The 24342-nt window shown below is 62.3% G+C and carries 21 protein-coding genes; 9 read left to right on the top strand and 12 right to left on the bottom strand.

What is annotated here, in order from left to right; genetic code table 11:
- Nucleotides 1-4: 4 nt before the first annotated feature.
- The gene (gene nirB / locus AC07O2_RS05365; RefSeq protein ID WP_495074692.1) at nucleotides 5-2449 is read right to left on the bottom strand and encodes a nitrite reductase large subunit NirB; all 2445 of its coding nucleotides are present in this window, start codon (nucleotides 2447-2449) and stop codon (nucleotides 5-7) included.
- Between the two features lie 349 nt (nucleotides 2450-2798).
- Between nirB and AC07O2_RS05360 the strand changes: the two genes are divergently transcribed.
- Nucleotides 2799-4070, top strand: coding sequence for a type IV pili methyl-accepting chemotaxis transducer N-terminal domain-containing protein (locus AC07O2_RS05360; protein ID WP_495074691.1), 1272 nt, complete (start codon nucleotides 2799-2801; stop codon nucleotides 4068-4070).
- Nucleotides 4071-4121: 51 nt separating this feature from the next.
- Entirely contained in the window at nucleotides 4122-5873 is a 1752-nt protein-coding gene (locus AC07O2_RS05355) for a bifunctional protein-serine/threonine kinase/phosphatase (protein WP_495074690.1), read from the top strand.
- Between the two features lie 32 nt (nucleotides 5874-5905).
- Here the strand turns inward: AC07O2_RS05355 and AC07O2_RS05350 are convergent, their stop codons facing one another.
- From AC07O2_RS05350 to AC07O2_RS05335, 4 genes are all read right to left on the bottom strand, one after another.
- Nucleotides 5906-6391: an SRPBCC family protein gene (locus tag AC07O2_RS05350; protein ID WP_495074689.1), complete on the bottom strand. Its 486-nt coding sequence runs from the start codon at nucleotides 6389-6391 to the stop codon at nucleotides 5906-5908.
- Complete coding sequence (locus AC07O2_RS05345) at nucleotides 6363-6701, bottom strand: ArsR/SmtB family transcription factor (protein WP_495074733.1); 339 nt, start codon at nucleotides 6699-6701, stop codon at nucleotides 6363-6365. The genes AC07O2_RS05350 and AC07O2_RS05345 overlap by 29 nt, the downstream gene beginning before the upstream one ends.
- Before the next feature lie 32 nt (nucleotides 6702-6733).
- A complete protein-coding gene (locus AC07O2_RS05340; protein ID WP_495074688.1) occupies nucleotides 6734-7195 on the bottom strand; it encodes an SRPBCC family protein in 462 nt (153 codons plus the stop codon).
- A gap of 215 nt (nucleotides 7196-7410) precedes the next feature.
- Nucleotides 7411-8637, bottom strand: a complete 1227-nt coding sequence (locus AC07O2_RS05335) for an MFS transporter (RefSeq protein ID WP_495074687.1) — start codon at nucleotides 8635-8637, stop codon at nucleotides 7411-7413.
- A 380-nt stretch (nucleotides 8638-9017) separates the two neighbouring features.
- Here AC07O2_RS05335 and AC07O2_RS05330 point away from each other — a divergent pair, with 380 nt between their 5' ends.
- The 5 genes from AC07O2_RS05330 to AC07O2_RS05310 all read left to right on the top strand — a co-directional run bounded on the left by AC07O2_RS05330 (nucleotide 9018) and on the right by AC07O2_RS05310 (nucleotide 14586).
- Nucleotides 9018-9407, top strand: coding sequence for a VOC family protein (locus tag AC07O2_RS05330; protein WP_495074686.1), 390 nt, complete (start codon nucleotides 9018-9020; stop codon nucleotides 9405-9407).
- Nucleotides 9408-9416: 9 nt separating this feature from the next.
- Nucleotides 9417-9977, top strand: coding sequence for an EVE domain-containing protein (locus AC07O2_RS05325; RefSeq protein WP_495074685.1), 561 nt, complete (start codon nucleotides 9417-9419; stop codon nucleotides 9975-9977).
- The gene (locus AC07O2_RS05320; RefSeq protein ID WP_495074684.1) at nucleotides 9974-10477 is read left to right on the top strand and encodes a GyrI-like domain-containing protein; all 504 of its coding nucleotides are present in this window, start codon (nucleotides 9974-9976) and stop codon (nucleotides 10475-10477) included. Before AC07O2_RS05325 ends, AC07O2_RS05320 begins: the two co-directional genes overlap by 4 nt.
- A gap of 79 nt (nucleotides 10478-10556) precedes the next feature.
- Nucleotides 10557-11243 carry a helix-turn-helix transcriptional regulator gene (locus AC07O2_RS05315; RefSeq protein ID WP_495074683.1) on the top strand — a complete coding sequence of 229 codons (687 nt, stop codon included), beginning with the start codon at nucleotides 10557-10559 and terminating at the stop codon, nucleotides 11241-11243.
- A 193-nt stretch (nucleotides 11244-11436) separates the two neighbouring features.
- Nucleotides 11437-14586 (top strand): bifunctional diguanylate cyclase/phosphodiesterase, encoded by a 3150-nt coding sequence (locus tag AC07O2_RS05310; RefSeq protein WP_495074682.1) that lies wholly within the window; start codon nucleotides 11437-11439, stop codon nucleotides 14584-14586.
- A gap of 63 nt (nucleotides 14587-14649) precedes the next feature.
- Here the strand turns inward: AC07O2_RS05310 and AC07O2_RS05305 are convergent, their stop codons facing one another.
- The 5 genes from AC07O2_RS05305 to AC07O2_RS05285 all read right to left on the bottom strand — a co-directional run bounded on the left by AC07O2_RS05305 (nucleotide 14650) and on the right by AC07O2_RS05285 (nucleotide 21176).
- A complete protein-coding gene (locus tag AC07O2_RS05305) occupies nucleotides 14650-15504 on the bottom strand; it encodes an ABC transporter ATP-binding protein (protein WP_495074681.1) in 855 nt (284 codons plus the stop codon).
- A complete protein-coding gene (ntrB, locus tag AC07O2_RS05300; RefSeq protein WP_495074680.1) occupies nucleotides 15501-16424 on the bottom strand; it encodes a nitrate ABC transporter permease in 924 nt (307 codons plus the stop codon). Before ntrB ends, AC07O2_RS05305 begins: the two co-directional genes overlap by 4 nt.
- Before the next feature lie 146 nt (nucleotides 16425-16570).
- Nucleotides 16571-17815 carry a CmpA/NrtA family ABC transporter substrate-binding protein gene (locus AC07O2_RS05295; RefSeq protein WP_495074679.1) on the bottom strand — a complete coding sequence of 415 codons (1245 nt, stop codon included), beginning with the start codon at nucleotides 17813-17815 and terminating at the stop codon, nucleotides 16571-16573.
- Nucleotides 17816-18132: 317 nt separating this feature from the next.
- Complete coding sequence (locus tag AC07O2_RS05290; protein ID WP_495074678.1) at nucleotides 18133-20298, bottom strand: putative bifunctional diguanylate cyclase/phosphodiesterase; 2166 nt, start codon at nucleotides 20296-20298, stop codon at nucleotides 18133-18135.
- Nucleotides 20299-20528: 230 nt separating this feature from the next.
- A complete protein-coding gene (locus AC07O2_RS05285) occupies nucleotides 20529-21176 on the bottom strand; it encodes an ANTAR domain-containing response regulator (RefSeq protein WP_495074677.1) in 648 nt (215 codons plus the stop codon).
- A 119-nt stretch (nucleotides 21177-21295) separates the two neighbouring features.
- Here AC07O2_RS05285 and tsaD point away from each other — a divergent pair, with 119 nt between their 5' ends.
- Entirely contained in the window at nucleotides 21296-22327 is a 1032-nt protein-coding gene (gene tsaD, locus AC07O2_RS05280; protein WP_495074732.1) for a tRNA (adenosine(37)-N6)-threonylcarbamoyltransferase complex transferase subunit TsaD, read from the top strand.
- A 5-nt stretch (nucleotides 22328-22332) separates the two neighbouring features.
- Here the strand turns inward: tsaD and AC07O2_RS05275 are convergent, their stop codons facing one another.
- A complete protein-coding gene (locus tag AC07O2_RS05275) occupies nucleotides 22333-22713 on the bottom strand; it encodes an Hsp20/alpha crystallin family protein (protein ID WP_495074676.1) in 381 nt (126 codons plus the stop codon).
- Nucleotides 22714-22806: 93 nt separating this feature from the next.
- Here AC07O2_RS05275 and AC07O2_RS05270 point away from each other — a divergent pair, with 93 nt between their 5' ends.
- Nucleotides 22807-24078 (top strand): branched-chain amino acid ABC transporter substrate-binding protein, encoded by a 1272-nt coding sequence (locus tag AC07O2_RS05270; protein WP_495074675.1) that lies wholly within the window; start codon nucleotides 22807-22809, stop codon nucleotides 24076-24078.
- On the opposite strand, the gene AC07O2_RS05265 is transcribed toward AC07O2_RS05270, so the two are convergent.
- Entirely contained in the window at nucleotides 24075-24296 is a 222-nt protein-coding gene (locus AC07O2_RS05265) for a hypothetical protein (RefSeq protein ID WP_495074674.1), read from the bottom strand. The two genes, AC07O2_RS05270 and AC07O2_RS05265, sit on opposite strands and share 4 nt — an antisense overlap.
- Nucleotides 24297-24342 lie beyond the last annotated feature (46 nt).

Raw genomic sequence — 24342 nt, 5'->3', positions numbered from 1 at the left:
GGGCTCAGGCGCTGAGAGTCGCAAACTGGCGGGTGTCGACTTGCGCGTCCTTGAAGTCGAACCAGGGATCGGGCTCACCGTCCAGCGCGAACTGCAGGCGTTCCCACAGCGCCTTGCGGCCGGCTTCGTCTTCCAGGATGCGTTTCTTCACATAGTCCAGGCCAACGCGGGCCACGTAGTGCACGGTACGCTCCAGGTACCAGCCTTCCTGGCGGTACAGCTCGCAGAAGGCGCCGGTGTATTCCAGTACTTCGGCGGCAGTTTTCACTTTCACCAGGAAGTGGGCGACCTCGGTCTTGATGCCGCCGTTGCCGGCGATGTACATCTCCCAACCGCTGTCGACACCGATCACGCCCACGTCCTTGATGCCGGCTTCGGCGCAGTTGCGCGGGCAGCCCGATACGGCGAACTTGACCTTGTGTGGTGCATACATGCGCCACATCGCGCGCTCCAGGTCCTTGCCCATCTGGGTGCTGTCCTGCGTGCCCATGCGGCACCATTCGCTGCCCACGCAGGTCTTCACCGTACGCAGCGCCTTGGCGTAGGCGTGGCCGCTGGGCATACCGATGTCTTTCCAGATACCGACCAAATCCTCTTTCTTCACGCCCAACAAGTCGATGCGCTGGCCGCCGGTGACCTTGATGGTCGGCACCTTGTATTTGTCGGCGGCGTCGGCGATGCGGCGCAGCTCGTCAGCCGTGGTTTCACCACCCCACATGCGCGGGATGACGGAATAGGTGCCGTCCTTCTGGATGTTGGCGTGGCTGCGTTCGTTGATGAAGCGGCTTTGTGGATCGTCCTTGGCTTCTTTGGGCCAGCTGGAGATCAGGTAGTAGTTGACGGCCGGGCGGCAGCTGGAGCAGCCGTTCGGTGTCTTCCAGCCCAGGCCCTTGAACACCGAATCGATGGTCAGGAACTTGTTCTTGACGATGGCTTCGCGCACCGCCTGGTGGCCATGCTCGGTGCAGCCGCACATGGCCTTGGTCTTGGGCGTGGCCGAGTAGTCGCCGCCGGCGGTGAACATCAGAATCTGCTCGACCAGGCCGGTGCATGAGCCGCAGGAGGCGCTGGCCTTGGTGTGCTTCTTCACTTCTTCCAGGGTGAACAGGCCTTTTTCGCGGATGGCCTTGCAGATCGTGCCCTTGTTCACGCCGTTGCAGCCGCAGACTTCGGCGCTGTCGGGCATGCTGGCGGCCTTGTTGTGGCCTTCGTGGCCGGTGTCGCCCAGGTGGCTTTCGCCGAACATCAGCTTGTCGCGGATGTCGGCCACGCTGCGGCCGTCGCGCAGCAGCTTGAAGTAGAAGCTGCCGTCGGCGGTGTCGCCGTACAGGCAGGCTCCGACCAGCTTGTCGTCCTTCAGCACCAGCTTCTTGTAGACGCCGCCGAACGGGTCGCTCATGATGATTTCTTCGGTGCCTTCGCCGCCCATGAACTCGCCGGCGCTGAACAGGTCGATGCCGGTAACTTTCAGCTTGGTGGAGGTCAGCGAGCCCATGTAGCGGCCGATGCCGAATTCGGCCAGGTGGTTGGCCGCCACCTTGGCTTGTTCAAACAAAGGTGCGACCAGGCCGTAGGCGATGCCGCGGTGGGCAGCGCATTCGCCCACCGAATAGATGCGGCCGTCGGTCACGGTCTGCATGGTGTCGGTGACCACGATGCCGCGGTCCACGTGCAGGCGCATCTTGCTGGCCAGGTCGGTGTTGGGGCGGATGCCTACGGCCATGACCACCAGGTCGGTGGCGACCTCGGTGCCGTCCTTGAACTTGATGGCGGTGACCCGGCCGTCCGGGCCGCCCACCAGCTCTTGCGTTTGCGCGCCCATCAGGAACTTCAGACCGCGCTCTTCCAGCGACTTCTGCAGCAGCTTGCCGGCGACGCTGTCGAGCTGGCGTTCCATCAGGGTGGACTGCACATGCACCACGTGTACCGTCATACCGCGCAGCATCAGGCCGTTGGCCGCTTCCAGGCCCAGCAGGCCGCCGCCGATGACCACCGCGTTCTTGTACTTGGTGGCGGTCTCGATCATCTCGTTGGTGTCGGCGATGTCGCGGTAGGCGATCACGCCCTTCAGGTCTTTGCCGGGGATGGGCAGGATGAAGGGGTTCGAGCCGGTGCACATCAGCAGGCGGTCGTATTCGGCTTCGGTCACGTTGCCGTCGGCATCCACAGCGCGCACCACGCGCTTCACGCGGTCGACTTCGGTGACCTTCTTGCCTGCATGCAGGGTGATGTTGTTCTCGGCATACCACTCCCAGGAGTTCAGCACGATCTCGTCCAGCGTTTGCTCGCCGGCCAGCACTGGTGACAGCAGGATGCGGTTGTAGTTGGGGTGGGGCTCGGCGCCGAACACCGTGATGTCGTACAGATCGGGGGCGACCTTGAGCAGTTCTTCAATGGTGCGTACACCGGCCATGCCGTTGCCGACCATCACCAATTTAGATTTTTTCATTCAAGCGACTCCAGAGGTTGCGAAAAAATGTGGACCCACGGTAGAGCGCACAAAGTTCATAGGGCGCAGCAAACAGGGGCGGTGAAGCAAGGGGGTCAGGTGTGGTGCCCAGGTCTGCAAGCAGAACATGGATGAGAGCGCGAACGCAGTCACTGCCAGGGCCCATGCCCAGGACTTACACCATTACGCACGGCGTTGTACGTAAAACCCGCCGGATGGACGGGTAAGGGCGCGTCGTTACGCCCGCAATTTCTCATGCAAAAGCTGTGCCATCCGGTGGAATATGGGTTTACCCTATGGGCTTGTGACGCGCACGAGGCGCGCAGCCTTTGAAAAGCGATTGATTTTTATGACATCTGCATTGGTACATCTCAACGCGCCCCAGGGAGCGCACACCCTGCTGGCTGACCTGGAGGCGGTGGGCATCCGCCTGCTGGCGCCGCCGGTGGAGCGCAGCAAATTGGTGCAAGAGGCGGTGCTGCATGCACCAGATGTGTTTGTGATTTACGACCCGCTACCCGACGACAGCCTGTTTAAGGCCTTGCAGGCCCTGTTGGAGACCGCGCCTTGTCCGGTTGTGCTGTTCACCAACGACAACGACGCAGACCGCCTGGATCTGGCCCTGGCCTGCGGCGTGCAGGCCTATGTGGTGAATGGCTATGGCCAGCACCGCTTACGCCCACTGCTGCAGCTGGCCCAGGCGGTATTCAAGCGCGACCAGGCGCTGCGGGATGAGTTGCAGGATCTGCGCAACCGCCTGGACGAGCGCAAGATCGTGGAGCGTGCCAAGGGGGTGCTGATGCATGCACGCCAGGTGTCCGATGACGACGCCTTCCAGATGCTGCGTACCGCCTCCATGCACACAAATCAGCGCCTGGGCCAGGTGTCGCAGCACATCGTGCATTCGGCACGCTTTGCCGAGGGGGTGAACCGCGCCGGCCAGCTACGCATGCTGTCACAGCGCATGGTCAAGCTGTACCTGCTGCAGCTGGCGGGCGTGCAGCCCGCGCAGTACGCCGAGGCACAGCTGCATTCGGCCCAGCGCATCGACGGCAACATGGCCTTCCTGGGAAAAAGTCTTTCGCAGCCCACCTTTGGCGACCTGCTGGCCCAGGTGGGGCAGAGCTGGCGCCAGCTTAAATCTGGCCTGCAGGCCGAGCAGCGTGCCAGCCAGATGTTGCAGGTAGATGGCCAGGCCGAGCAACTGCTGCTGCATGCCGAGCGGCTCACCGGTGTGCTGGAAAGTGCGGGCGCCGTGGCCCCGTTGCATGTATTGAACGTGGCCGGGCGCCAGCGCATGCTGTCCCAGCGTTTCGCCAAACTGGCCTTGCTGGCCATGTTGGGCGACCGCGCCACCCAGCAGCGCGCTCATGCGGGCATGGCCGAAGCCCGTGACACCTTTGAGCAGGCCCTGAACTATCTGAACGATATTCCGCTCAGCAGCCCCGAAATCCGAGCCAAGCTGGTGACAGCGGGCGAGCAGTGGCGGCAGCTGCAGTCCGGCGCAGCCGATATGCCACGCGGCCTGGAGGCCGTGGCCCTGGCCAGCGAAGGCCTGTTGGATGTGTTTGAAGGCCTGAGCGACCTGTACGAGCACAGCATGCAGATGCTGATGGGGTAAGCCCTAGGTGTCTATGCACCAAATTGGGCGCATTAATTGCTTGCTTGGTGCATGGCATTTGATATCGACATAGGTTTTACGTCCCTGGCTGGCACCAAGCCGGTGAATGAGGATTTCTGCGCGGCCATGCTGCCGGAGGCGCACCAACTGGGCATGGGCTCCATCGTGGCATTGGCCGACGGTGTGAGTGCAGGCGGTATGGGCAAGGAGGCGGCGCAGACCACGGTCACCAGCTTGGTGCGCGACTACTACGCTACGCCCGAAACCTGGGACACCACGGTGGCGCTGGATCGCATCATTGGTGCGCAGAACGCCTGGCTGGCCGGCATCAACCGCCGTCGCAAACCGGCCATGGGCTTGACTACGTTGACAGCCGTGGTGCTGCGCGGCCAGTCCTATACCGTGGCGCATGTGGGCGACTCGCGCGCTTATCTGCTGCGCAATGGTGTGTTCACCCAGCTCAGCCATGACCATGTGGCCGATCATCCCGATCTGCGACACCAGCTGCTGCGCGCGGTAGGCATAGACGAACGCTTGTTGGTGGACTACCTGCAAGGTGACCTGCAGGTGGGTGACGTGTTTGTGCTGCTGACCGATGGTGTGCACGGCGTGCTGGCCGACCCGCAGTTGCAGGCATTGGCCCAGGCCGACAGCGCCAAGCTTGCCGCCGAAAACCTGGTGCAGGCTGCACTGCAACGTGGCAGCCGTGACAACCTGACCGCCATGGTGGTGCGTGTTCTGGGTCTGCTGGACGCCACGCTGGAAGACGAAAACCGCGCTGCGCGTGCGCTGCCCATCCCCGGGCCGTTCCGTGTGGGCGACATGCTGGATGGGCTGGTTGTCACCGCGATGGTGGCAGACAACGGCATCAACGTGGTGGTGCAGGTGCGCGAGCCGAAAACCCAGGCCTTGTACGCCCTGAAAACCTTGCATCCCAGCCGCGCCCATGATCCGCAGGAGCGCGCCATGCTGGCCCACGAGGCCTGGTTGGCCAAGCGCATGCTGTCGGGTCGTGCCGCCGACCATCTGGTGGCGCTGTACGACACATTTCCTACCAATAGCAGCACCGGCCAGCCGGCCAGTGCGTTCTATCTGCTGTACGACTGGCACAGCGGTGAGACTCTGCAGCAGATGCTGGACCGGCAACACAAGTTCAGCGTGCACCAGGCCGTCAGCGCGGCGCGCCAGGTGGCCCTGGCGCTGGGCCGGTTGCACCGGCAAAACGTGATCCACCGCGACATCAAACCCGCCAACCTGCACCAGGGCGAAGACGGCGTGCTGCGCCTGCTGGACCTGGGTGTGGCACTGAGCGGCCGCGAACCCGAGGCCATGCGCAAGCTGCACGCGGGCACGCCCAGCTATATCAATCCCGAGCAATGGGGTTTCAGTCTGTTGGGCAGCGACGCACCGGAAGAGCTGCCCAACCCGCAAAGCGATTTGTTCGCCCTGGGCGTGACTCTGTACCAACTGCTGACGCACAAGCTGCCCTATGGCGATGTGTTGCCCTACCAGGTGGGACGTTACTACCGCGAGCCCACGGCCCCCAGCCGCCACAACCCTGAGATCCCCATCTGGCTGGACCATGTGGTGCTGAAAGCTGTGGCCCGCGACCAGCGTCAGCGCTTTGAGACCGGCGAGGAATTCCTGCTGGCCCTGGAGCGGGGTGCCTCGCGGCCCCTGACAGCTCCAGCCCCTTCACCACGGCTGCGGCGCGACCCAGCGGCCATCTGGAAGCTGGGTTTGCTGGTGTCGGTGCTGTTTAACCTGCTGCTGGTGTACTGGCTGCTGTTTTTGCCGAAGTAGGGAGCGGCCCGACATAGATCGTGAACAGTCTCTCAGGCAGCAGTGGGCACGCGTGGCAGCACATGCCCAGTCTCCAGCAGGGTCTTCAGATTCGACAGCACTGCCGGCCAGCCACCCGATATGCCTGCCAACATCTGCGCGTCAAGATCGATATGGCTGACGGTCAGTCGGACCAGGCCGTCGATGCGCTGTTCGATATCGATTTCCACGCGCGAGTGTTTGGCTTCGTCACCGGCTTCGCTGGGGCGTGCCCAGGTGTAGACCAGGCGCTTGGGGGGATCGCACTCCACCACCTTGCCGCAGATATCCACCGTTCGCGCGGCATCCAGGCGTTGGTGTTCCCATTTCGAGCCGGGCTTCCAGTCGGACACGTTGACGCGGGCACATTCTGATGTGGGGCCCACCCAGTACTGCGCCATCACGTCGGTGTCCATGAAGGCCTGCCACACCTTTTCGGGTGTGGTGGCGATATAGGTTACGTATACAAAACTAGGTTTTGTCGGTGTTGTCGTTGTCATCTGCTTTTCCTTCCAATGTGTTCTTCAGGTGATGCAGTGCGTCAAGTCGGCCGTGCTCGAACTTGGCTATCCACCGCGTGTGAATCTCATGCAGCGGCACGGGGTTGATGTAGTGCAGCTTTTCGCGCCCTTGCCACACCACCGCCACCAGGTTGGCGGCCTCCAGCAGTTGCAAATGCTGGGTGACTGCCTGGCGTGTCATGTCCATGTGCTCGCACAGTGCGCCCAGTGTCTGGCCGCTCTCGTTGTGCAACTGGTCGAGCAGGCGCCTGCGCGTCGGGTCGGCCAGTGCTTTGAAAACTTTGTCGATATCCAAAACGTGCTTTCATCATCGGTGGCACCTCAGTCCGCACCGTCGCCGCTGATATGCGGGTCGTTCGGGTTGGGGGTGCCCGTGCCGGTTTCCACCAGCGATTTCAGGCTCATCAAATAAATCGCCCACTTGGTGCTGCAATGGTGCATGAATTCCACCGGCTCTTTCCACCCCTGGTGTTTGAAGAGAACGATGGCGTGGTCGCCGGATTGCTGCAGGTCGAAGCGGATGCGGGTACCTATCCATTCCGCGGGGCCGTCCACCACCTGCCACAGCACGCTGCGGGCGGGTTCCAGTTCCAGCACTTGCATGTCAAAGCCACCGATCTCAACACCGCCAGCGCTGAAGCGGAAGCGGAGGGCGCCGCCGGCTGCAGCATCACCTTGCGTGTTGCTCGTCCACCAGGCCGCAAGGCCCGTGCGTGTTGTCAACGCTTGGTAGACCGCGTCTATCGACGACTTGATTCCGACCCTGTGCAGGATATCCACCATGACTTTCTCCTTGAAGTGTGGAATCAGTATATGCAAGTAAATACTTGCATGTCAAATCGAATGCGAACCAAAGAAGTGGGCTCAAACGAAAAAAAGCCGCGCAACCCTTGTAGAGGCTGCGCGGCAAGCTACTTTTTAGGTAGCGTCTGATTGCTCGGTTCGTGGCGGAAAGGAGTTTGGTGGCGGCTTAGAGGCAGGAATTTCCCGTGAAATTCTCACGCACTGCGTGCGCGCCCACCTTTCTCCGCCCAAGTACGGGTCCAGCGGATCTGCATGACGCGCAGCAGCACCAGCATGGCGGCGGCGCAGGCGGCGAAGCCTACAAAGCCCCAGATATAGCTGCCCGCATGCTGCTTGCTCAAGCCCATGGCGTTGGGGATCAGGCCTCCGCCCAGGGCTCCGATCTCACCGATCATGGAGCCAGCGACTGCGGTGGACAGAGGCCAGCGCAGCGGTACCAACTGGAACAGTGCGCCGTTGCCCGCGCCCAGGGCTGCAAAGCAGACCAGGAACAGCAGTACGGTGATGGGTAAGGAGTTTTGCGACAGGCCGCACAGGACCAGCGTGACACTGACCACCAGCAGCACGCCTGTCAAGGTATTCACGCCGCCCCAGTGGTCGGAGATCCAGCCGCCAAATACCCGCAGGGCCGCGCCCATGAAGGCCGCCAGCATGGTCAGTTGGCCGGCTTGCACTTTGCTCACGCCAAACTGGTCGTAGAAGTAGCTGGGCAAAAAGGTGGTCAGGCCGATGAAGCCGCCGAAGGTCACGGCGTAAATCAGGCTAAAGGCCCAGCCGTCTTTTTCAAACAGGCAGGCAATATGCTCCTTGAAGCTGGCGTGTTTGTCCAGGTCTGGTGGTTCCTGGGCGAAGATGATCATCGCCAGCATGGGCAGCAGGATGGCGACGGCGGCAAAGCCGTACACGGTTTGCCAGCCAAAAGCCTGGGCCAGGGGCGGCGCCAGCAGGGCGGATACGGCCGTGCCCACATTGCCCGCACCCACGATGCCCATGGCCAGGCCCTTGTAGCGCGGAGGAAATGAGCCCGAACCCAGCGACAGCGCCACACCAAAGCTGGCACCGGCAATGCCCAGCAGCACGCCCATGGCCAGCAGCTCGTTGAACGAGTGGACGAAGAAGTAGCCGAATAGCATGGCAATGGCGATACCGCCCATCTCTACCAGCGTGGCGTTCTTGCGGCCTATGTACTGGGCCAGGATACCCAGCGGGAAGCGCATCAGCGCACCGGCGAAGATGGGGATGGACAGCATCACGCCTTTTTCGGCCGGCGACAGCTTGTAGGCCTCGGTGATGAAGGGCGCCATGGTGCCGTTCAGTACCCAGATCGCGCAGGAAAACGCGAAGTAGAAGAACGCCGCCCCCAGGGTCGGTGCGTGGCCGGCTTTCAGAAAACTGCGGAAATAGCTTGGCTGTGTCGCCATGGTCAAGGTCCTCTAGGTTTTGCATGCCCGCTGCGTGGGAGCAGGGGTGGCCATCGCGCACGCAAACGTGCACTGACAGTGCTGCAAAGATACGGTTATGGAAATGAAACCCTCCAACAGAAACCATATGGCCTGCGCCATGCCTGGTCTTGCGGAGAGCACTACCCTGTGCACACCTCGTTGTACGCACAGCCTGCCCGTGGGGGCAGGAATGGGCGCGCCGTTACGCCCACAGTGAACCATGCAAAAGTTGTGCCATGGCGATGCGACACATTGGTGCAGAAATGGGTGTGCCGGGCGCAGCCTGCTGACACCACGCTGTCAGCAGCAGGTCTGCACCATACGGTTCTCTTTAACTGAACCCCGAAAGGATGCATCCCATGTCTAACTCCAACGCCATCAGCTGGTTTGAAATCCCGGTCAAGAACATCGACCAGGCCCAGCGTTTTTACGAAACCGTGCTGGGCAAGAGCCTGCACCGCGAAGTCTTTCCCATGGGCGGGCAGGACTACACGTTAGCCATTTTTGCTGCACCGGACGAGGGTGTGAAAGGCTGCCTGCAAAGCGGCGCCGACACGCCCGAACCCTCCATCCAGGGCACCTTGGTGTACCTGGACTGCTCGCCCAGCATAGACGCGGCCCTGGCGCGCGCGCAAAGTCTGGACGCCAAGCTGCTCAAGCCAAAAACTGCCTTGCCTCCGGGCATGGGTTTCATCGCTCATTTGCGTGACCCGGACGGCAACCGCGTCGGCCTGCATTCCCTGGCCTAAGTATTGGCCATGGCACGCAAGAACTGGATTGCCGTGGCCAGCGCCGTCCATGCGCGGCGTGGCTGCAGCGTCGAGGCGGGCGGTGTGGGCTATATGCAGGTCTGCCATGGCAAGGCCGCACCGCTCAAGCGCGTGCAGGCCGGCGACCGCGTGGCCTACTACGCGCCCACCGTCACCATGGGCGGCAAGGACCGGCTGCAGCGCTTTGTGTCGATCGGCCTCGTGCAGCCGGGCGGGCCCTACGCCTTTGACATGGGCGGCGGCTTTGTGCCGTTCCGCAGGGACGTGGCCTATGTGCCGGCGCAAGAGGCGTCCATCCTGCCGCTGCTGCCGCAGTTCGAATTTGTCGAGTCGCTCGCACGCTGGGGCTATAAGTTCCGCTTCGGCCTGTTCGACATCAGCGACGCCGATATGCGCCTGATCGCCCAGGCCATGCAGGCCGACCTGGCGGTCTTGCAATTTCAAACGATTCAGCCTTCTGGCGCAGAGGGAATCTGCGCAGATAGCTATATATTAGATAGCGCCTCGCACAGAGGTTCGCAGCTCTCAATACTGGACATTCCAATATGACCCTGATCCCTCCGCCGCGCCTGGTGCGCCTAGACACAGCCCGGCTACTGGCCGGCATTACCACGCGCACCAGCAACCTGGAGGAGATGACCCCCCTCACTGGCAAGATTCCGGCCCTGTGGGGCCGCTTCTTTGCCGAGCGGGTAGCCCAGTCTGTGCCGGGCTATACCCCGCAGGCGGCGCTGTACGGTGCCTATAGCGGTTATGCCTCGGATGTGAACGGTGCCTACGACCTGACTGCCGCCGTGCAGACCCAGCAGCCGCCAGAAGCTTCACTGGGCCTGCACAGCCTGGAGATTCCAGCCGGCGTCTACATGGTGTTCGAAGGGCAGGGCGCCATGCCGCAAACCGTGCTGGCCCTGTGGGCGGCGGTGTGGCAGTATTTTGAGAATGCGCCCGCCCACCCGCGCCGCTACGCCGTGGACTTTGAGGAGTACACCGGCGAGGGCCGCATCGCCGTCTACATCGGTGTGACGGTAGCTGGCAGCGGGGCAGGTTGATCTGCTGCATTTTTCATAGCTGCCGGCGCAGGTAATGCCTGCGCTAGTGGCCTAAATTGCTTAAAACTTCCAACACCCCATGCGCCGTGCCGACCGCCTGTTCCAGCTCGTCCAGCTGATCCGTGGGCGGCGTTTGTCCACCGCCACCTTTCTGGCCGAGCGGCTGGAGGTGTCCGAACGCACGGTGTACCGCGACGTGGCCGACCTGCAGCGCCAGGGCGTGCCTATCGAGGGCGAGGCCGGCATGGGCTACCGCTTTGGCGCCGGCTTCGAGCTACCGCCGCTGATGTTCAGCCAGGACGAGGCCAAGGCCCTGGTGGCCGCCGTGCGCTTGTCCCAGCCTTGGCTGGATGCGCCCTTGGCCCTGGCTGCAGAGGACGCTTTAGGCAAGATGCTGTCCATCTTGCCGCCGGCCGCGCGGGTGGCCGCCGAGAGCTTGGCGGTGTATGCGCCGCCGGCTAGCTACAACGGCCTGACCGCTCCGGTGCGCGCCCACTTGCAGCTGCTGCGTGAATCCATAGGCCAGCGCCGCAAGTTGCAGATGGACTATTGCGACGTAAAGGACGCCCAGAGCCAGCGCACTGTGCAGCCCCTGGGCTGCTTTTACTGGGGGCGGGTCTGGACCCTGGTGGCCTGGTGCGAGGCCCGCGATGACTTTCGCAGCTTCCGCGTGGACCGCATCCGCAGCCTGGAGGTGCTGGACGCGTCCTTCCGCTCCGAGGCCGGGCGCACGTTGGCGGACTTTTTGCGCAAGGTGGCTTGTTAGCTTGCGTTCATGTTCGTGATCTCTTTGCCGCCCTGAATAGACTGCAAGCAGGCTCTTGTTTCTCTAGTACAGTCGATTCGTAAAAAGTCGTAAGCGTGCTGAGTGGTAGGAATGGTATGGTGGCTAGCATTTAGTCTGTCGTTCCAACTGTCGGGAATGCGCAGGGGCGTCGGTGATGGGGGGAATATTGGGCATGCATGTGAAGGTCTTTCAATGGCGCTCGCTAAAGACACGGGTGACCCTGAGTACCTTGGCCATTTTTTTGGTGGGTATCTGGTCGCTGGCGCTGTATGCCAGCCGCGTGCTGCGAGATGAAATGCAGTTGTTGCTGGGGGAGCAACAAGTCACTACCACCCAGGCACTGGCCTCTGATCTCAGCAACGCGGTGAAACAGCGCTTCCAGGCGCTGGTGAATCTTTCGGTCGAAGTGCCATCCGATGCGCTGGATTCCAAGCCGGTGCTGCAGTCCTGGGTAGGCCAGCGGCCCATCACTCGCAATCTGTTCAATGCAGGTTTTATCACTTACCGCCGTGACGGCACCGTGGTGGATACGGATAAACGTCTGGCCGACCGCATGGGCAGCAATGGCCTGGACGATGAGGCGGTGGCGACCGCCATGCGTGAAGGCGCGGCCACCGTAGGCCGCCCATTCTGGGATGCCAGGCTGCAGGCTTGGATTCTTTCGATGGTGATCCCGTTGCGAGGCCCCAGGGGTGAAGCGGTGGGGGCCATGGCAGGGTGGACCAACCTGATTGAACCCAATTTTCTGGACCAGGTGACGGGTCAGCGCCATGCGCGTACCGGCAGCTATATCCTGATTACGACCAAGTACCGGCAGGTGGTGGCAGCCACCGACAAAGCTCTGGTGTCGCAAGTATTGCCGGCGGCCGGTGTGGATCCTTCGATAGACCGGCTCTTCGAGGCAGATGGCAGCTATGGTCTGTCGTTGGATCGCACGAGGCAGGAAGTGTTGTCTACCAGCATGAAGATTGGGGCTGCGGGTTGGACCCTGTCGTCCGTTCTGCCCGCAGACGAGGCCTTTGCGCCTATCTATGCGATGCAAAGGCGCATGCTGTTGGTGGCGGTGTTCTTGAGCCTACTGGCGGGCGGGTTGGTTTGGTGGATGCTGCGCCGGCAGTTCGCGCCCATGCTGGCTGCCGTTAAAACCCTGGCCGACGTGACCGATCGGGGCCATGTCTTGCGTCCGCTGGACATACCGATGCAGGACGAGGTGGGTGCCCTGATTGGTGGTTTCAACCGCCTGCTGCAAACCCTTGATCAGCGCGAGCAGGCTTTGCGCGACAGCACAGCCCGCTACCGCACCATTGTGGAGCGCTCGCCCGAGGCTGTGTTGGTGCAGGCTTCTGGAGCCATCATCTACGCCAACCCTGCTGCGTTGGCACTGTTGGGCGCGGCGTCGGCCGATGTCTTGCTGGGCACGCGCATGGATGACCGGTTGCACCCCGACTCCGTCGAGTTGGCGCACCAGCGCCTGCGCTATGTGCTGGAAACCGGCGGGAACGTGGGGCCGGCGCATATGCGTTTCTTTCGTCTGGATGGCAGTGTGGTGGACGTGGAGGTACAGGCCACCTCCATCGTGCTCGACGGCGTGGACGCTATCCACACGGTGCTGCACGACCTGACCCAACGCAAGCTGGCCGACGAGGAGCAGCGCATCGCCGCCACGGCCTTCGAGTCGCAGCAGGGCATGTTGGTGACCGACGAGAACTGGGTCATTTTGCGGGTGAACAGCGCTTTTACCGCCATCACCGGCTATACCGCGGAGGATGCCGTGGGCCTCACGCCGCAGCAACTGCTGCGCTCGGAGCGGCAAAGCGCGGCCTTTTTTGTGGAAATGGAGGACAGCCTGGCCCGCACCGGCACCTGGCAGGGCGAGATATGGGACCGCCGCAAGAGCGGCGAGGAATTTCCGTTGTGGCTGACCATCAGCGCCGTGAAGGACGCCGCCGGCCGGGTCACCCACTACGTGGACAACATGACCGACATCACCGAGCGCAAGCTGGCCGAGGAGCAGATCCAGAACCTGGCTTTCTACGACCCACTGACCCAGTTGCCCAACCGCCGCCTGCTGATGGACCGCCTGGCCCATGCCATGGCCCAGTGGCCGCGCCACAAGCGCCTGGGTGCACTGCTGTTCGTCGACCTGGACAACTTCAAGATACTCAACGACACCTTTGGCCACCACAAGGGCGACCTCTTGCTGCAGGCCGTGGCCGCGCGCCTGTCCACCTGCATACGCAAGGGCGACACCGTGGCCCGGTTGGGCGGAGATGAGTTCGTGGTCATGCTGGAGGACCTGGGCAGCGACCCGCTGGATGCGGCGAAGTTGGCCGAGACGGTAGGCGAGAAGATGCTGGCCGCGCTGAACCAGAGTTATATGTTGGGTGACCAGGCCCACCACAGCACGCCCAGCATAGGCATCACCCTGTTTGGCGAGCCGCAGGAGGGTATCGAGGAGCCGCTCAAGCGGGCCGATATGGCCATGTACCAGGCCAAGGCCGCTGGCCGCAATACGCTGCGCTTTTTTGATCCGCAGATGCAGTCCGAGGTATCGGCCCGCGCGGCGCTGGAGACCGGTATGCGTGAAGCCCTGGTGCGGCAGGAGTTTCTGCTGCACTACCAGGCCCAGGTGGTGGGCAGGGGCGTGTACACCGGGGTGGAGGTACTGGTGCGCTGGAACCACCCCGAGCGCGGCATGGTGTCGCCGGCAGAATTCATTCCGCTGGCCGAGGACACCGGCCTGATCCTGCCCCTGGGCCTGTGGGTGCTGGAGACAGCCTGCACCCAGTTGGCACTATGGGCGCAGCAGTCCGACCTGGCGCATCTGACGGTGGCCGTGAATGTCAGCCCGCGCCAGTTCTACCAGAGCAACTTTGTGGACCAGGTGCTGGATGTGCTGCGGCGTACCGGTGCCCGGCCGCAGCTGTTGAAGCTGGAGCTGACCGAAGGCCTGCTGGTGTCGAATGTGGAGGACGTGATCGCCAAGATGGAGCTGCTCAAGGCCGAAGGCGTGGGCTTCTCGCTGGACGACTTCGGTACCGGCTATTCCTCGTTGTCGCACCTGAAGCGTCTGCCGCTGGACCAGTTGAAGATCGACCAGAGCTTTGTGCGCGACATCCTGACCGACCCGAACGACGCGGCCATCGCCAATATGGTCATCGTGCTGGGCAACAGCCTGGGTCTGTCGGTGGTGGCCGAGGGTGTGGAAACCGAGGCCCAGCGCGAGGTGCTGGCGGCCCAGGGCTGCCATGCCTACCAGGGCTATTTGTTCAGTCGGCCGCTGCCGCTGGCTGCATTCGAGGCTCTGGTGCGCGGCACCTGATACTGATTTGCTACGGTATTTATAGCTTCTGGCGCAGGTGTTACCTGCGCCAGAGCCGTATTTTCAAGCTGTTATTTTCTCCACATGGGCCTGGCGGGTGTACAGGAAGTCGATCACCGCCTTGCGGTACTGCAGGTAGCGCGGGTCGTCGGCCAGCTGCACGCGGTTGCGCGGATGCGGCAAGTCCACCGCCAGCACTTCGCCGATGGTGGCGCCCGGCCCGTTGGTCAGCATCACGATCTTGTTGCTCAGCAGCACGGCTTCGTCCACATCGTGGGTCACCATCACCACCGTGCTTTGGGTTTTCTGCACGATGGCCAGCAGCTCGTCCTGCAGCTTGGCGCGGGTGAGGGCGTCCAGCGCGCCAAAGGGCTCGTCCATCAGCAAGACCTTGGGCTCCATGCTCAGGGCCCGGGCAATGCCTACGCGCTGCTTCATGCCGCCGGAGATTTCGCCGGGGCGCTTTTGCGCGGCGGCGGTCAGGCCGACCAGGGCCAGGGCCGCGTCGGTGCGGGCCTTCAGCTGGGCCTTGTTTTCGGCGGCGGCGCCGGTGGACTTGTCGCCCGCACCGAATACGCGCTCTACCGCCAGGTAGACGTTTTCAAAGCAGGTCAGCCAGGGCAGCAGCGAGTGGTTCTGGAACACCACGGCACGCTCCGGGCCGGGGCCCTTGATCTCGCGGTTGGCGCAGATCAGCGTGCCCCGGGTGGGGTTGGTCAGGCCGGCAATCAGGTTCAGCAGGGTGGACTTGCCGCAGCCCGAGTGGCCGATCAGCGCCACGAACTCGCCCTTGGCAATTGTCAGGTCGATGTCGCGCAGCGCCGGGAAGCTGCCCTTGGCGGTGCGGAAGGTTTGCTCCACACCCTGGATTTCGATGTACTTGGGTACGGCATGGGCGGGGATGGATGGGATGCTCATGATTTCACCTCTTCAAACGTAAATGCGGTGGCCAGCTTGATCAACGCGTATTCCAGCACCAGACCGACGATGCCAATGACGAAGATGGCGATGATGATGTTCTTGACGTTCAGGTTGTTCCATTCGTCCCAGACCCAGAAGCCGATGCCCACGCCACCCGTCAGCATCTCGGCGGCCACGATCACCAGCCAGGCTGTGCCTACGGCCAGGCGCACGCCGGTCAACATGTAGGGCAGAACCGAGGGAAACAGGATCTTGGTGACGATCTTCCATTCGCTCAGGTTCAACACCCGCGCCACGTTCATATAGTCCTGCGGCACGCGTTGCACGCCCACCGCGGTGTTGATGACCATGGGCCAGATCGAGCAGATGAAGATGGTCCAGATGGCTGCCGGGTGCGCGCCCTTGAACACCATCAGGCCAATCGGCAGCCAGGCCAGTGGCGACACCGGGCGCAGCAGGCTGATCAGCGGGTTGAACATGCGGCTCATGAAGCTGAAGCGGCCAATCACGAAGCCGGCCGGTATGCCCACCAGCGCCGCCAGGCCAAAGCCCACGGCCACGCGCTGCAGCGAGGCCAGCACGTTCCAGCCCACGCCCTGGTCGTTCGGGCCCTTGCGGTAGAACGGGTCGCTGAACAGCACCACCGCCTGCTGGAAGGTCTCGTAAGGCGAGGGGATGCTGGACGAGGTGCCGATCGACACCAGCGCCCAGATACCGATCAGCAGACCCAGGCCCAGCACCGGCGGCAGCACTTTCAGCCATAGGCCACGCCAGTCATAGGGCAGCTTGGGTGCTACGTCTTTTACGGCGTTGGCGCTGGTAGGTGTTGCGGTGGTAGCTAGCATTTTGGGAGCAATCGTGGTGGCGGGCTCGTCAAATTCGACGCCGCCGGGGGAGTGGAATACAGCACTGACCATGGGGTTCTCCTTGGGCAAAAAATCTTGTCATCCCAGCCAGGTTTCCCGTTCACCCTGAGCCTGTCGAAGGGCCTATCCTGAGCCTGTCGAAGGGCTTCGACAAGCTCAGCCTGAACGGTTGGGGCGGGCTGAGCTGTTGTAAAAGTTCAGGCGTGGATCTTGAAGCTGTCGGCGTACTTCTTCGGGTCCTTGCCGTCCCACACCATGCCGTCCATCAGCTTGGCGCTGCGCATCACGTCCTTGGGCACGGGTGTCTTGCTGGCGGTGGCGGCCTGTTTGTAGATATCGATCTGGTTGATCTGCTTGGCCACGGCCAGGTAGTCGGGGTGGTCCTTCAGCAGGCCCCAGCGCTTGTGTTGGGTCAGGAACCACATGCCGTCGGACAGGTAGGGGAAGTTCACCGCGCCTTCGTTGTAGAACTTCATGTAGTTCGGGTCGTCCCAGGTCTTGCCCATGCCGTCCTGGTAGCGGCCCAGGATGCGCTGGTTGATGGCGTCCACGCTGGTGTTGACGTAGCTCTTGTCGGCAATGGTTTCGGCCATTTTGTTCTTGTTGGCCAGGCCGGAGTCGATCCACTTGCCGGCTTCCAGAATCGCGGCGGTGACGGCGCGCGCGGTGTTCGGGTATTTCTTGACGAATTCGGCGCTGGTACCCAGCACTTTTTCGGGGTGATCCTTCCAGATGTCCTGCGTGGTTTGCGCAGTGACGCCGATGCCGTCGATGATGGCGCGGTGGCCCCAGGGCTCGCCCACGCAGTAGCCGTCCATATTGCCCACGCGCATATTCGCCACCATCTGTGGCGGTGGCACGGTGATGACCTTGGCGTCGCTCATGGGGTTGATGCCGTTGGCAGCCAGCCAGTAGTACAGCCACATGGCGTGGGTGCCGGTGGGGAAGGTCTGGGCAAAGGTGTATTCGCGCTTCTCGGTAGCCATCAGCTTGGCCAGGCCGGCACCGTTGACGGCACCTTTGTCGGCCAGCTTTTTACTCAGCGTAATGGCTTGGCCGTTGTTGTTTAGCGTCATCAGCACGGCCATGTCTTTCTTGGGGCCGCTGATGCCCAGGTGCACGCCGTAGACCAGGCCGTACAGCACGTGTGCGAAGTCCAGCTCGCCGTTGACCAGCTTGTCGCGCACGCCGGCCCAGCTGGCTTCCTTGCTGGGGATGATCTTCACGCCGTATTTCTTGTCGATGCCCAGCACCGAAGCCATCACCACGCTGGCGCAGTCGGTCAGCGGGATGAAGCCGATCTTGACTTCTTCTTTTTCGGGCTTGTCGGAGCCCTGGGCGTAGACCGCGGCACGCAGCGCCGGGTTGATGCCTACGGCGCCTACTGCCGCGGTTTGCAGCACGGTGCGGCGGCTCAGTTTGGTGGTCAAAAGATCGGTCATGTGCAAGCTTCCCAAAGTGAATGTGAAAGTCGGGGCCAAAAATAAAAAAGGCGTCCTCATCGCGCTCGGGGCTGCATGTGCAGCCACCCGAACGGATGGGGACGCCTTTGTCCGAAAACTGATCGCTGCAACCCGCCATTGGATTCCAGCTGCCATGGGACCAACCTTGGTCTTGGTCTATTTAAGCAAACGCCGTGCCAGGCTGTTTTGTCGTTGAGTGCTATATAAAATATAGCTGCTTGCGCTTTGTTTGTATGCGCTGGTGCTTGTTTTGTTTTTAAGCTGGGTTTTGCACTGCTCTTGTGCAGTGCATCATTTCAGTAGGCCAGGGCTTCGGCCGGCGGCAGCAAAATGGTGCCCCGGGCCTGGGCCAACAGCTTGCGCAACACGTCTTGGTGCACCGGCTTGGAAAACAGATAGCCCTGAAAGCCGTCGCAGCCCTTGGCGTGCAGCAAGTCGAACTGGGCGCGGTTTTCCACACCCTCGGCGACCACCGATTTGCGCAGGTTCTTGCACAGATTCACGATGGCGCAGGCAATCACGGCCAGGTCTTCGTCCTGTTCGATGCCGGTGATCAGCGAGCGGTCTATCTTGATGGTGTCCAGCGGCAGGCTGCGCAGATATGACAGCGACGAATACCCGGTGCCGAAGTCGTCCATGGCCAGGCGTACGCCCAGGGCCTTGAGTTCGTTCAGCAGCACCACGGCACGCCCCATATCGTGCAGGAACACGCTTTCGGTAATCTCCAGCTCGACCCGCTGCGGCGCCAGGCCGCTGGCCTGCAGCAGATTGCGGATGCGCGCCACCAGGTCGTTGGCCAGAAACAGCTTGGCCGAGAGATTCACCGCCACCGACAACTGGCGGCCCTGCACTGGCGCCCAGCTACAGGCATCGGCAAAGGCCTGGCGCAGGATGGTGTCGGTCAGCGCGCCTATCAGCCCAGTCTCTTCGGCGATAGGGATGAAGCGGTCTGGTCCCACCGTGCCTATGCGCGCGCTGTGCCAGCGGGCCAGCGCCTCCAGGCCGGTGATGCGGCCCTCCGCATCCACCTTGGGCTGGTAGGCCACGGTGAACTCGTTTTGCTCCAGCCCGACGCGCATGGCGGTGCCCAGGTTCAGGCGCTCGTCGGCCACCTGGTTGAGTTCGGGGGTGAAGAACTGGAAGTTGTTGCGTCCGCGCTCCTTGGCCGCATACATGGCCACATCGGCGTGTTTGAGCAGGGTCTGCGCGTCCTTGCCGTCTTGCGGGTACAGCGCCACGCCCATGCTGGCGCCCATCTGGAAGGCGCGGCCCTGCAGGTGTACCGGTTGGTTGATTTGCCCCAGCAAGCGTTGCAGGTGCGAGATGACCGAGTGGGCCTGCACATGCTCGTTTAGCAGCAGCACAAACTCGTCGCCACTGTGGCGGGCCACCGTGTCCGAGGCGCGCATGCAGGCGCGGATGCGCTGCGCAATCTCCACCAGCAGCTGGTCGCCCGCGTCGTGGCCCAGGCTGTCGTTGATGAGTTTGAAGTGGTCCAGGTCGATGAACACCACGGCCAGGAAATGCCCCAGGCGTTCGGCATGGGAGATGGCGGGCGCGATGCGGTCGCGCAGCAGGTTGCGGTTGGCCAGGCCGGTCAGCGTGTCGTAGTTGGCCTGGTATTCGAGCTGCTCCAGCTGATGTTTGCGCTCGGAAATATTCTGCACCGTGCCTTCGAAGCAGATGAAGGCGCCCTGGCTGTCATAAACGCTGCGGGCGTTCTCGGAAATCCAGATCTTGCTGCCGTCGCGGCGGTACACCTCGGATTCGAAGTTGCTGACTTCGCCGTGCGCGGCCATTAACCGGGCGAAGCGCTCGCGCCGGTGGGGCTGCACATACAGGCGGCGGTCGATGTCGGACAGGTCGGCGATCAGCTCCTCTGGCGTGGCGTAGCCGTAGAGCAGGGCCAGTGCCGGGTTGGCGGCTATGTAGCGGCCATCCAGTGTGGTCTGGAAGATGCCTTCGCGGGCGTGTTCGAAGATTTGCCGGTAGCGCAGCTCGGCATGGGCCAGGGCCTCCAGCGTCAGGTGCACATCGGTCACGTCCTCGATGAAGCCCTCCAGCACCAGCTGATCGGCCTCGTCCGTGACCTGTATGCCTTGCTCCTTCACCTTGCGGATTTCTCCGCTGCGGATGGTGATGCTGTAGTACACGGTGAAGCGCTGGCTCTGGGCAATAGCGGCGCCGATTTCCTGGCGTACCCGGGCGCGATCGTCGGGGTGGGTAATGGCTTCCCAGGTGATGTGTTGTGGGTCTAGCAGCTCGTGCGCGCTATAGCCGCACAGGCGCGTGCAGCCCTGGCTGACGAAGCGCATGGTCCAGCGGCCGTCCGGTAGGCAGCGGTAGGCCATGCCTTCCAGGTTGTTGACCAGTGTGTCCAGCACCCGGTGCAGATTGACGGGCTTTGCGGCATGCACGGTCGCCGGCTGGGCTCGGGCAAATGGGGCTAATACGGGTGTCAAAGTGGATTCGGTGTTTGCAAAAACCAAGTAGTCCTCAGCCAAGCCGACCTGTGTGTCTAGTGTGCAGAGGGTCTAGGGCGCTGCAGCAAGGTCTGTTTCCGCAAGCCCTGTGCCAGCCTTGAAAATCGCTATTGCTACTTATTTGATAGCTGTAAGGTCATATGCAGATTGCGCCATAGCCTTGTTTCATTATGAAACAAATTGGCACTGGGTTGGTGCATTCCACCGGTTCAGCCCAGCAGCTCGGCCACATCGAGTATGCGCTGGGCCACTTCCACCAGCTTCATGCTCTTGTCCATGGCGGCTTTGCGCAGCTTGTCGTAGGCTTCCGGTTCGGTGATGCCCTGGCGCTGCATCAGCAGGCCTTTGGCGCGGTCTATGATCTTGCGGTTGTGCAGCTCGGCCTTGTGTTCATCGCGCTCCACGCGGGTCACGGCCAGCTCGGTGCGCAGGGCCTGCTCGTGTTCGAAGCGGGCCATGGCCACGTCGAGTATGGGGCGAATGCGGTCGGCCGACAGGCCGGCCACGATATAGGCCGACACACCCGCGGCCACCGCATCCTTGACATGCGAGGTGTCGCCGTCATTGGTAAACATGACGATGGGGCGGGGGGCATTGCGCGTGGCCATCACCACATGCTCCAGGGCATCGCGCGCCTCGCTCTCGGCGTCCACGATGATCATGTCGGGTTGCAGCTGGGCCAGGCGCTCGGTCAGGAACACGTCGGCGGGCAGGCTGGCGATCAGGTTGTAGTTGTTTTCCAGCAGTCCGATGCGCAGTGCACGTGAGCGATCGGCTTGCAGCAACGCATGGCTGTCCGACGGGTCCAGTATGTCCAGATCCGGGGCAATGACCACGATACGCAGGGAAGGGCTCATGGCGGGAAATACGCAAGATTTGCGCCAATAAGGTGCACGGCGGTTGGAAAGCAGGGGTCACCTGGGAACACGTTCTAAACTCCAGCGTTTGGTTGCTGTGCTGAAAAAGCGAGAGGTCTATTGTGCTGGTACTAGGTATTGAATCATCCTGTGATGAAACCGGGATAGCGTTGGTGCGTGCCGAGGGCTCGGATTTGCCCGTGTTGTTGTCACACGCTCTGCACAGCCAGATCGAGATGCACCAGGCCTATGGCGGCGTGGTGCCCGAGCTGGCCAGCCGCGACCATATCCGCCGCGTGCTGCCGCTGACCCAGCAGGTTCTGGCCGAGTCGGGCCAAAGCCTGGTCGATGTGGATGTGGTGGCATACACCCGTGGCCCGGGGCTGGCCGGGGCCTTGCTGGTGGGTGCGGGCGTGGCCTGCGCGCTGGGTGCTGCACTGGATAAGCCCGTGTTGGGCGTGCACCACCTGGAAGGACATTTGTTGTCACCGTTTCTGAGCGCCGACCCGCCGGAATTTCCTTTTGTCGCGCTGCTTGTCTCTGGCGGCCATACCCAGCTGATGCGCGTTGACGGCGTGGGCCGTTACGAGATGTTGGGCGAAACCATTGACGATGCCGCTGGCGAGGCCTTTGACAAGTCCGCCAAGCTGATGGGCCTGGGCTATCCCGGTGGCCCGGCCTTGTCGCGTCTGGCAGAGCAGGGCGACCCGGCTGCATTCAAGCTGCCACGACCCTTGCTGCACAGCGGCAATCTGGATTTTTCCTTCGCCGGTTTGAAGACTGCGGTGATGACCCAGGCAAAGAAGCTGGGCGATGATCTGGAATCACGCAAAGCCGATCTGGCCGCGAGTACCCAGGCGGCGATTGTCGAGGTGCTGTGGAAGAAATCGGTTACAGCCTTGCAGCGTACCGGTTTGCGCCGCCTGGTTGTTGCTGGCGGCGTGGGGGCCAACAAAGCGCTTCGCACCCAGCTGAATGCTGTCTGCGCCAAAGCCGGCGTGCGCGTGCACTACCCCGAGCTGCACCTATGCACCGATAACGGAGCCATGATTGCCATGGCCGGCGCCATGCGCCTGCAGTCCGGCCTGCAGGCGGCCACGCGAACCTATGCGTTCGACGTGAAACCGCGCTGGCCTTTGGATTCGCTTTAACCGACTTAGTTGATGGTCAGCGTGGACACATTGCTGACCGGCGCCTTCTTCGCCAGCTTCAGCGTCAACACGCCGTTTTCCAGCTTGGCGTCGCTAGCCGACACGTCGATGTCCTGCGGCAATTCGTAGGCCGCCTTGTATTTGCGCGGTGCCTCGGGCAGGCTTTCCAGTCGCACCACGCTGCCTTCGATGCCGATGGACAGCTGCTCTTTGGTGATGCCCGGCACGTCGAATTGCAGGGTGTAGCTGGTCTCGTCCTGGGTTACGTTGTGGCTTGCTTGGGCTGCGCCGGCATGGCTTTCTTCAAGCAGGCGATGCAGTGCGCGCAGGCTGTGTGCTGGACGCACGAAGCGGGCAGATGCGGGGATGTTGGTGGCAAAAAACATGGAGTAGCTCCTATTACACTGCGCGGCCCTCACAGTGATTGCCGCATGGACAGCATCTGTGTGCATCCGGTTTTTTTTCAAGGAAATTTCGCCATGTTTAAGTTTCGCCGCCAGCTCTTGAAATTTCTGGGTGCGTCTCTATGCGCCCCCGCGCTGGTGCGGGCCCAGGGCGCTGCGGTGCCCATCAAGCTGGCCCAGATCGAGGCGTTGAGCGGCCCGCTGGGTAACGGTGGCGAAGCTGTTTTCCGCAACCTGGTGTGGGCGGTGGAGCGCGTGAATGCGCGCGGTGGCGTCAAGTTGCCCGACGGTAAGCACCCGCTGCAGCTGGAGCGTTACGACAGCAAAGGCCAGAACGAAGAGGCCTTGTCGGCGCTGCGCGCGGCCATCGACGACGGTGTGCAGATCGTTATGCAGGGCAATAACTCGGCTACGGCGGCGGTGTTGATAGACGCCATCAACAAGCATAACGAACGTGAGCCCGGCAAGCGCGTGATTTTCCTGAACTATGCGGCAGTGGACCCCACGCTGACCAACGAGAAATGCAGCTACTGGCATTTCCGTTTCGACGCTCACACCGATATGCGCATGGCGGCGCTGATGTCGGTGTTCAAGGAAGACGCGGCAGTCAAGAACGTCTACATCCTGGGCCAGGACTACAGCTTTGGCCAAACCGTGGCGCGCGAGGCCAAGCGCCAGCTGGCCATTCAGCGCCCCGATGTGCAGGTGGTGGGTGATGAGCTGCACCCCCTGGGCCGCATCAAGGACTTCGCGCCCTATGTAGCCAAGATCAAGGCCAGCGGCGCCCAGGCAGTCATCACCGGGAACTTCGGCAACGACCTGACTCTGCTGGTTAAGGCTGCACGTGAGCTGGGCTTTGAAGGCAAGTTCTACACCTTTTACGGCAACGCCCTGGGCGCACCGGCTGCACTGGGCGAGGCGGGCGTGGGCAAGGTGATTGCCGTGGCCGACTGGCTGCCGAATGTGCCAGGCCCGCAGAGCGAGGCCTTTGTCAAAGCCTTTCGCCAACGCTTTCCCAAGCCATCTGAAGACTATCTGCACATGCGTATGCAGCTCATGGTCGAGGCGTTGGCCCAGGCCATTGAAAAAGCGGGCACTATGGATTTAATAGCTGTCGCCGCAAAGCTGGAGAGCGCCAGCGTTAGTTTGTATGGCCAAAGTGGCAGCATGCGCGCGGCGGACCACCAGTTCCAGCAAAACCTGGCGGTAGGCATCATGGACCGGCTGGGCGCGCCGGGTGTGAAGTTCGACGTGGAGGGTTCAGGTTACGGCTTTCGCGTTATCAAGCAGATCAGCGCGGCCCAGGCCGAAATGCCCAACAGCTGCAAGATGCAGCGCCCCATCTAGCCGGTGTAGCCCGCGCAGGCCCCGGCATTCGGCCGGCCTTTGCATTCGCGCAGCAGACGTTTATCGCGTTCGGCCGTGCTCTCGGCCGAGCCGCGGTGGATGCGCTCTTGCGAGGATTCGCCCGAGGTCTGCTTCTTTTTGGTTTTTGCAACGCCCAGAGGTGCGGCAGCGGCCAGAGTCACGGCTAGTGCATAGCAGGCGAGGGTGCGCAAGCGCATGGAGGGTCTCCTGGAAATGGGGCGGAGTTCATCATAATCAGGACTC

Source organism: Rhodoferax sp. GW821-FHT10B06, assembly GCF_059415605.1.
This window is presented reverse-complemented; position numbering and strand designations above follow the sequence as displayed.